This is a genomic window from uncultured Ellagibacter sp. (assembly GCF_934636505.1).
Classification (GTDB): Bacteria; Actinomycetota; Coriobacteriia; order Coriobacteriales; family Eggerthellaceae; genus Ellagibacter.
In genome coordinates this window covers 21,258-30,053 of sequence record NZ_CAKUAL010000019.1, presented here as the reverse complement: position 1 = coordinate 30,053, position 8,796 = coordinate 21,258, and the positions used below count along the sequence as shown (strand labels likewise).

Sequence of the window (8,796 nt, the reverse complement as noted above, 5' to 3'; positions counted from 1 at the left end):
GAGGAGGAGCTCAACCGCATCTTCGCCGAGATATACAACATGGTCGGTGAGGTTCCTATCGAAGTCGAGGACAAATACGTCTCGGTTGCGCGCATCTTCGACACGGCGGAGGAGATCCCCGAAAGCTACAAGGGCAACAAGTACGTGCGCACCAAGCGCGACGAGATAACCAGCCTGATCAGTTACGCGGTCGGCTGCATGTTCGGGCGCTATTCGCTCGACGTGGACGGGCTGGTACTGGCAGATCAGGGCGACACAGTTGAGAACTACCTGCAGAAAATGCCCGACCCGGCGAACGTTTCCTTCATGCCCGACGCCGACAACGTCATCCCCATCACCGATGAGGAGTACTTCGAAGACGACATAGTGGGCCGCTTCGTGGAATTCATGCGCGTTGCCTACGGCGCCGAGACGCTTGAGGAGAACCTACGGTTTGTGGCCGATGCGCTGGGCGGCAAGGGTACGTCGCGCGATGTCATCCGCTCGTATTTCCTGAAGGAGTTCTTCAAGGACCACTGTCAGACGTACAAAAAGCGCCCGATTTACTGGCAGTTCGACTCGGGAAAGAAGAACGGCTTCAAGGCGCTCATCTACATGCACCGCTATCAGCCCGACCTGCTCGCGCGCGTGCGCACCGATTACGTGCATCAGCAGCAGGAGCGCTACCGTGCGCAGGTGTCGTATGCGGAAGATGCGCTGGTCACGGCGGAAAAGGGCAACCGCGTGAAGCTGGAGAAGCGTATCTCCAAGCTGAACGATCAGTTGCGCGAGGCAAGCGAGTTCGAGGAGAAGGTTCACCATCTCGCCGACCAGATGATCGAGATAGACCTCGACGATGGCGTGAAAGTGAACTACGCGAAGTTCCAAGACGTGCTAGCGAAAATCAAGTAGCTGATTTATCGGAAAAGGAGGGGCTGACTATGGCGAATTATCATACCAACGATCTCGCGATTGCCGCTGATGCCGAAAACATGAAAAAGGTGCTCCTGAACTTTGCGGCGAACCTGGCGGCAAATTCAGAAGAGACGGGGTTTGATTTCCACGAAGTCGCGGGAATCGAATCCGTAAAGGCTATTTACGAGGCTATCGAAGGGACACTTTCTGGCTTTTATGAATTCTCCTTCTCTGGTGCTCCGATAGATGAGGAAATCCCTTCGAATGATTCGCTCGGATGGGAATCGTCGACGAGTTCCGCCTCAGGCTACGCTTCTCAGGTTGAAGCAATGAAGAGCTTCGCTTCACGATTGCAAGGTTCCGGGGCGAGCATTGCGTTTGAAGTTCTTCCATCAGGTCGACCGTTAAGCGATGAAGCGTCTGTCGAGCTCACTCAATACGGAGATCGATGGGTAATTCAGCTTATGTACAGTACAGGCTGGGAACCTAATTCCCGCGAGCTGAACCTGTTCTTTTTGGGCCTTTCTGAAGGTGAGTACGGCGTCGCCTTCCTTGATGCAGACGAATACGATGACTATGAAACTATTTCCGTTTTCAGCGGCGTTCATCATGGTCGAGCGCTTTTACACGATGTGGCAGAGGAAGGAGAGGACAACAGTATTGATAGCCGTGAGCTGTGGGGGCTCCAGGAAGAAGCTCGCATCGAAAACAAAGATGAGATTGACGATTTGGCGCGCCTTGCGTTCAGTTGCACCGTCTCTTGGTGGAATGACGGGGAATTGTGGAGAGAATATTATGAGGATGACGAAGAGGACTATGAAGACGAAGGGGACTATGATGGCAGCGAGTCCGCTGACCTAAGTAGATTCTTTCTCTATTCTCCGCGCAACTGGGATAATCCAGATGAAGAAGACCTTGCAGAAATCGATGAACAGATCATTGAAATGCTGCCTCTATTTCCTATTGAGCGCAAGGCAACAGGCCAGGGCCTCTTCGGGCGAGGTCAAAATGTTGAGTATTGCGTCCCTGGCTCTGAGGTTCGTCTGAAATCTGATTGGGATACTTCTCGGTTCAGGTACGTGGAAGTCGACATTCTTGACAAAGAGGGAAAATCTCTTGGTGATGTGGGGACTGACTATAGCGCGCAAGACAACGGGCTTGTGGTAATCGCTTGCTTATTGCCCCATATTCGCGCAACAGTGGTGAACATGGAAACGCGTGGCTCGCGCGGTGATTGGCGAAAACAGGCCCACTTTAATGTGCGCTTGGAATTGGAACCTATAGATCTCGCTGCTGTTTTAGCGGAAGTACATGAGCTTTTAAGGCTCGACCCAAAGAGGCGTTCACTGAGCAGCGTCGTGAGCGAGGAGGATTAACCATGGAGCCCATTAAAATCGAGGACCCGAAGCTTGCGGCAAAAGTAGATCGCATCATAGAACAGCTCAAGGAATATTATCCTGATGGCAGGGTTATCCGGATTGGCAGCGATCACAAAAAACTATCCGAGCGTATAGGGAAGGTATATAAGGAAATAGGCTATCAGTCTCGTGACGACTTTTTTACTGCCTACGGATTTGAGGTAGTGATGATGAAGCGCGGCCATCCTTTCACAACTGATGCCAAAGAAGTGCTTGCCGAGCTCCATCGCCGCTACGACGGGAAGGCTCTCTGCACTACAACCAAGGAGCTCATAGAAGAAAATCCCGACTTAAAAGGCAAGTTGAAAACGCTGCAAAACAATTCCGTGAAAGATTTTGGGGATGGGTTCAAGAATATCCTCGTCGGCGAAGGCTTGCTTGCGGTCAAAGAGAGAGTGGCTGCACGCGAATTCACGCGTGAAGAGATGGACGAAGCGCTTAAGGATCTTGAAGGGAAAGTTAAGGAGAGCGGGAATCGGCTAACGACAATTGCTGATCTAAAAAAAGCGTATCCAGACTACGCGAGGGCAATCGCTTTTTTGCCTAAGGTGTGCGATGGATGGTATGGCGCAGCTCCCTCGAGTGTTTTGCATCAGCGTGGCATTCTTGCCCATTCGTACGATGCGGAAAAACTGATTGAGTGGCTCAAAGAAAGCTATTCGTCGCGTCCTGATAACGAGAAGCCAGCTTCTGTGGAAGATATTATTTCTGCGAATGCAGATAGGCGTGCGGAATTAAGGAGCGCTCAAAGAACGTGGAAATCGAATCATGACGAGACTTTCTTTGAGTGCCTTAAGAAAAATGGTGTGATCAGGATGAGCGATCTCGACCTGCGCGAGAAATTTAAGGAGACCGCCCCTCTTTGCGTACGAAATGCTGCATTAGATGAACTTATTTCTTTATGGAAAAGGGTTGGAGGGCCTAAAGCTCTTGCGCGCGCGAAAGAGGGACACCTTGCTTTGCCTGAGCGCGTGTTAGCGATTGACATTGATTGCGGCGTTGAAATTCGCAGGTCGTTCTTTCATGCAGTTGCTAATGAGAATGACATTTCACTGCACAAAGTAAAAGCGGGAATGCCGTTGAGCTGTGCGGCGTCATATCCTTATATGAATTTTGAAACGTTAGACGGTTGTTTGCTGTCAAATCGATCGCCTTCACATGCCTTTTGCCCCGTTTTATTTGACGAATATGACGACTATGCGGAAGGCGTCCATAAGGGCTCTTCATTTGCTGATTTGGTCGGGGCGTGGATTGAGAATATTTCCCATGAGGCTGGCGGACGCGTGCTCGTCTGCATCCGGTTCGATTATCCGCATAAGCTCACCACGCAAACCATGATCAACCTGCTCTATAAAAACGGTGTGCTTACTGACGACGACATGCTCGGCGGTGACGATTGGCGTACGCGAGAATACGAGAAGCTTTCTTTCGAAGGTGCTGCGCTTGCGGAAGATTCAGGGGGCGATTCAGCGATTGGTTCTGCTCCCGAGCCCGAGCCCGAATCCGGGCCCGATTCCGAATCCGAGCCCGAATCCGAGGTCGAGCCTGCTTCTGAATCCGGGCCCGAACCTGAACTCGAATCCGAGATCGAATCCGAGTCCGAGTCAAACGGGCCAACGCGTGAAGATAAGCTTTCCCTTGCGCGTCTTGCGGTAACGGCGGCGCAGCTTGTGGGCGTAGCCACGTTCCCTCAGGAATTTCTCGACAAGCTCGAACGAGCCGAGCAGGGCGACATGAGCATCGACCCGGATGAGCTGCTGAAGGAAATCAACGACATGACGCCCGATGAGCATTCGGTCGATGCCGCTTCGCTTACTTTTGACGAGGGCCGGGTGGCACGGGGCAAGCATTTTGACGTTGCCATCCCTGATGGGTGGCACGTGGTCGAAAACTACGAGCGCGACGGCCTTTTCGGGCAAAAGCGCCCGTTCGTAGCCGTCCCTGAACACGTTTCCAACGACGACATTGAGCTTTCAAACCGCATAATTTACGTTGATTCGGGCGATCGCGCTGTCAAGCTCGGTCAGACATCCTCCTTTATGACTGCACCATTGCGGTGGGCTATGTTTTGCCAGGCGCATTATGTTGAAATGGCCAATCAGATGACTAACCCCACCTCGCCTTTTGCTGCTTTTGCGCAAAAAACTATGTGGGATTGCGAAGTCGATGCTCAAAACACCAAATGTTTCATTCTCCAGTACAATTCCGGCACGGGCATAAATGGACTCGAGTTCAACATTCGCCCGTACTCTCTTGATCATTCCGACTATTTACGTGTTTGCCTCTCCATGGATGACAATATCGACATCGATGCTGTTCGCGAAGTGGTGAAGCGCATAGCTGCAACCGTTGAGTTGGACAAGCCTTTTGAATCAGATGCGGAAAGGGGTCTTAAGGCGGCTTTCGGGAAGAAGCTCACCAAAGATGAATTTACGGATTTGGCGAGCAGAATTGCTTCGCCCATCCCGAACTTCTTCCAGGAGTTATTTACCGCTGGCCAGAATAGATATGTCTTCCAACTCAATGGCGAAGAGGTCGATGCGCGCGATGCGACAATAGCCGGCGCACGCATGCTTGCAGAATATGGCGAGAAGTTTGTCCCTTACTATGGCAAGTTGCTCGATATTTATGCGGCCAACGATTGCTTCGGGGAGACGAAAGCGACCGGTCACGAGGCATATGATGTGTTGAAGAACATCTTCGAGGGTGCTTTCCCAAGTGCGGCTCTTTTCGCCGACGACGAAGCGAAAATAGTGACCGAAGAAGGTATTCTCGACGACACGCCCGAAAAGACGGCTTTGCGAGACCGTCTCGAATCGCTTTTACCCGAAGGCAAGGCGAATGAGGACGAAAAAGGCGAAACTGCCGCCGCATCTATCGAGGAAGAGGAGCAACGCGAGGAACCGAGCGAGCCGGAAGTAGTTCCGCTCCACCTCGAGGATGTTCTGAGCGCAGACCTTTTTCAAGAGCTGAAGAGGCTGGAAGAAAACATCAATGAAGTCTCCGCGGATGAGCTCATCGCGCTCGATGAGCGTATCGTCCCTGAAATTCTTCAGTCTCGCCAGAGGCGAATCGATACTCTCACAGCTGGCGCAACTGATAGTTCGTCTGATCTGGAAGTGATTCGGAAAGAGGCCAGCAGATACAACGTCGTTTTCTTCGAGTTGGTCTCCCGTTTAAAAATCTCTCTTCGGGAAATGATCTCCCAAAGTAAGTTTGACGATGCTCAAGAGCTTTTGGACGAGATGAACGAGGTTCTTGAGCTGGTGAGTGATTATATTGAGATAAGCGACTCCCGCATCGGTACGCTTCAAGATGTGACGCTACCCGAAGGGCTACCTGAGCTCAAGCGCCAGTTGGATCAAATCGATTGCGGGCTGGTCGAGGTATCCCAAAAGCAAGAAAGGGCCATTGAGCTAAAAAGCGAACAGGATAAGATCCCCGAACTCGAAAGACGCGTGAAGGAGCTTTCGGACGAGATAAACAAAGCGAGTTTGTTTTCCTTTGGCAAAAAGCGCAAGAAGGAGGAATTGGCTCAGTGTCAGGCCCAACTTGATGAATGTCGCAGTCAGGCGGCATTGTGCAAGACGGCGAACGCTGAGTACGCAGAAGCCAGCCTCGACCTTACCAGAATGATTCGAGACTAAACGACTATTCCCTTTGAAACACGAGATGGAACGATGAATCAGTTAGATATAAACGAACAGTTGAAGCTGCGGTTCGCGCGTCCTTTGGGCGATTTCGACGCGCGGCGCGTGGTAGTGTGGCACGACCCCGACGGCGAGTTCGAGGAAGACTTCGACAGGCTGGCAGCGGAGGGCTTCGACGGCGCGGGCGTTGCGGACGGGGTCATGCCTGCTGGGGGCGGTTTCCCGCGCAATCTTCGGTTTCTCAAGGCCGAAGAGGGCGAGATGTTCCTCGCCAAGAAGCTTATCGCCCGCGATGACGTGGAGAACGACATCTTGCTGTACCGGAAACGGGGCAAGGGCAAAGTCGAGGGCGATTGGCTGGCCGACGTCGAGTTGTACGCGGAGTCGTTCCAGGCCGACCGCTTCTCGCTTTTGGCCACAGAGCTCGGGGCGTCGAATGTCGACGCGGTGCGCGATGCCCTGCGGGGATTCCATAGCTTCTTTGCCGCGAAGACGCGCATCAAGAAGTTTCATGACTGCATGCCCGAGCCTTCGTCGGCTGAAGACGTCGAGGTGGGTGTGCTTGCGGCGTTGCTTGGCGCGGCGGGTCCTGAGGATGCTTCGGTCGGCTTTATCGTGCGCGGATATATGCGCTCGCTGCTGAAGTGCAGGGAAAACCCGGCAGACGCGTTCGATCCCTTCGCTAAATATGGTGCTGACGAGGCTCTTTCAAATTTTGTTGCGCGCAAGACGGGTTTTACGGGGGCACTTGACGAAACATCTTCGCTCGAGGCGCTTGCTTCGCACGTTCTCGTATCGGCGGCGTCGTTCGTGCTTCCCGATGGTGCGCTTTCGGGGCTTGAGCGCTGCATATCGAAACAGCATGCGCCGTTTTGCTTGTCCATCGTGAAGGACTGGGATAGAAGCGAGGGTGCAGCAGATCTCTACGAAGTGGCGCGAATCGCGGAGGAGGCGTGCGGCTTGCCGGCGCGTTTCGCGAGCCTGCCGCTTGACGACATCATCGATTGCGACGTGTTCCCCTGCATAAACGAGGCGATTCTTGGTGGCCTCATGGCATCGCTGGCCGATGGTGCCGACCGCGCTGAGGAGGCGCATCGGGTGTGCGCTCGCCGCAAGGATTTGGCCTGGCATAACTACGTGGCGTGCTACTTTGATGCGCTTGACGCCGCCGCGAGCCTGTGCGATTTCCGGCGCGAGCATGCGGGAGGTTTCCATGTAGCTCAGGCGAAGGAAGTGTGGCGCGCCTACGAGACCGATTGGTACCGCGCCGACAGCTTCTATCGCCACCTGTGCCATTCCTTCGAGCTGTGCAAAACCAAGCCGCGCCCTGCGCTCGAAGGGCCGCTGCGCAGCGTGGTCGGCTGGGCGGAGAACCTGTACTCAAATTGGTACATCGAAGGTGCGAACGCATGTTGGGAAAACGCTGCGTCCTCACAGTGGGCAAACGCGGGCTACATCGAAGGCGTGCCTCGTGAGCGGCGGTTTTATTGGGAGGTCCTCCCTTCGTGCAAGGGCAGTGCAAAAAACGTGGTCGTCATCATTTCCGATGCGCTGCGATTCGAGGTCGCGGCTCAGATGGCACGTGCGCTCGAGCGCGAAAGGGGCAGCGTCGTCGCGCTTTCCAGTATGCAGGCCGTGTTCCCCTCGGTTACCGAATTCGGCATGGCTGCGCTGTTGCCGCAGCGAGACCTGTCGCTCGACTGGGAGACGGGGGCGGTGCTTGCGAACGGCATGCCCACCGCTACCACCTCACAGCGCGAAGCGGTTCTGCGTGCCGCTGCTGCCGATGCGCGGGCCCTGCGTGTCGAGGACTTCCTCGATTTGCCGGCCGACGAGCGAAAGGCGCTCGTCAAAGGCTCATCCGTGGTGTATCTGTACCATAACAAGATTGACTCCACGGGTGAAAAGATCGCAACGGAAGACGACGTGTTCAAGGCGTGCACCGATGAGATAGATGCTCTCTGCGCGCTTGCGAGGCGCCTTACGTCTGAGGTGCAGGGTTGCCAGGTGACGATAACGGCCGATCATGGCTTCCTGTATACGCGCGGCGAGCTGCGCGAGTGCGGAAGCCTCGACAAGGGCGATATGCCGCTGTCGCCTGTCGTCGCAGGTAAGCGCCATATCGTGGCTCGTGCGGATGACGCCGAATGGGCCGATTCGATGGGTGATCCGGCAAGCACGCTGTTTGTGGAAATGAACATGAGCGATGTTTCGGGCGGCAGATACACGGGGCTTGCGCCGCATCGCGCTATTCGTATCAAGCAACCGGGCGGCACGCGCAATTACGTGCACGGGGGGCTTACGCTGCAAGAGCTATGCGTTCCCGTGCTGTCGTTCCGTCGAGTTCGTTCGGGTGCGAAGGGCTTTCAGGATACCCAAGCTGCGACGATTCGTGTGCTTTCGGAATCGCGGCGCATAACCAACTCGCTTTTCACCTTGAACCTTCTGCAGGAAGAGCCTGCTACGGGCAAGGTTTTGCCGTGCGAATACGAGCTCGTTTTCCTCGACTCGTCAGGAAACGAAGTGTCTGATGTGGTGAAGGCGCACGCCGACCTTGCTTCCGACAACCCGCAAGACCGCGTGATCAAGGTGCGCTTCAGCTTGAAGGCGGGTTGCTCGTTTAGCTCGAAGGAGGCATATTACCTGATAGCGCGCGATAAGAGCACGGGTACGCAGATTTGGCGAGAGCAGTATCGCATCGAGGTGGCATTTGCCCCCGTTGACGACTTCGGCTGGTAATGGATAGAAGCCTATCTTTTAGATAGCGAGCGCAGGAGCGGAGGTGAGCGCGCCTGCGCTCCTGCGCTTGCGGCGAATGACGAGAATCGCAGGGC

The 8,796-nt window shown here is 54.5% G+C and carries 3 protein-coding genes and 1 pseudogene; all 4 read left to right on the top strand.

What is annotated here, in order from left to right:
• Positions 1 to 891, top strand: a pseudogene (locus tag Q0G18_RS03865) (hypothetical protein); the annotation flags it as partial.
• A 29-nt stretch (positions 892 to 920) separates the two neighbouring features.
• Positions 921 to 2,270 (top strand): hypothetical protein, encoded by a 1,350-nt coding sequence (locus Q0G18_RS03860; protein ID WP_297149642.1) that lies wholly within the window; start codon positions 921 to 923, stop codon positions 2,268 to 2,270.
• A gap of 2 nt (positions 2,271 to 2,272) precedes the next feature.
• A complete protein-coding gene (locus tag Q0G18_RS03855) occupies positions 2,273 to 5,959 on the top strand; it encodes a hypothetical protein (RefSeq protein WP_297149640.1) in 3,687 nt (1,228 codons plus the stop codon).
• A 33-nt stretch (positions 5,960 to 5,992) separates the two neighbouring features.
• The gene (gene pglZ, locus Q0G18_RS03850) at positions 5,993 to 8,701 is read left to right on the top strand and encodes a BREX-1 system phosphatase PglZ type A (RefSeq protein WP_297149638.1); all 2,709 of its coding nucleotides are present in this window, start codon (positions 5,993 to 5,995) and stop codon (positions 8,699 to 8,701) included.
• Positions 8,702 to 8,796 lie beyond the last annotated feature (95 nt).

Bases quoted from the DNA above. Each gene is read 5' to 3' on its own strand.
- pglZ (WP_297149638.1), top strand. From the start codon at position 5,993: ATGAATCAGTTAGATATAAACGAACAGTTGAAGCTGCGGTTCGCGCGT.
- Q0G18_RS03855 (WP_297149640.1), top strand. From the start codon at position 2,273: ATGGAGCCCATTAAAATCGAGGACCCGAAGCTTGCGGCAAAAGTAGAT.
- Q0G18_RS03860 (WP_297149642.1), top strand. From the start codon at position 921: ATGGCGAATTATCATACCAACGATCTCGCGATTGCCGCTGATGCCGAA.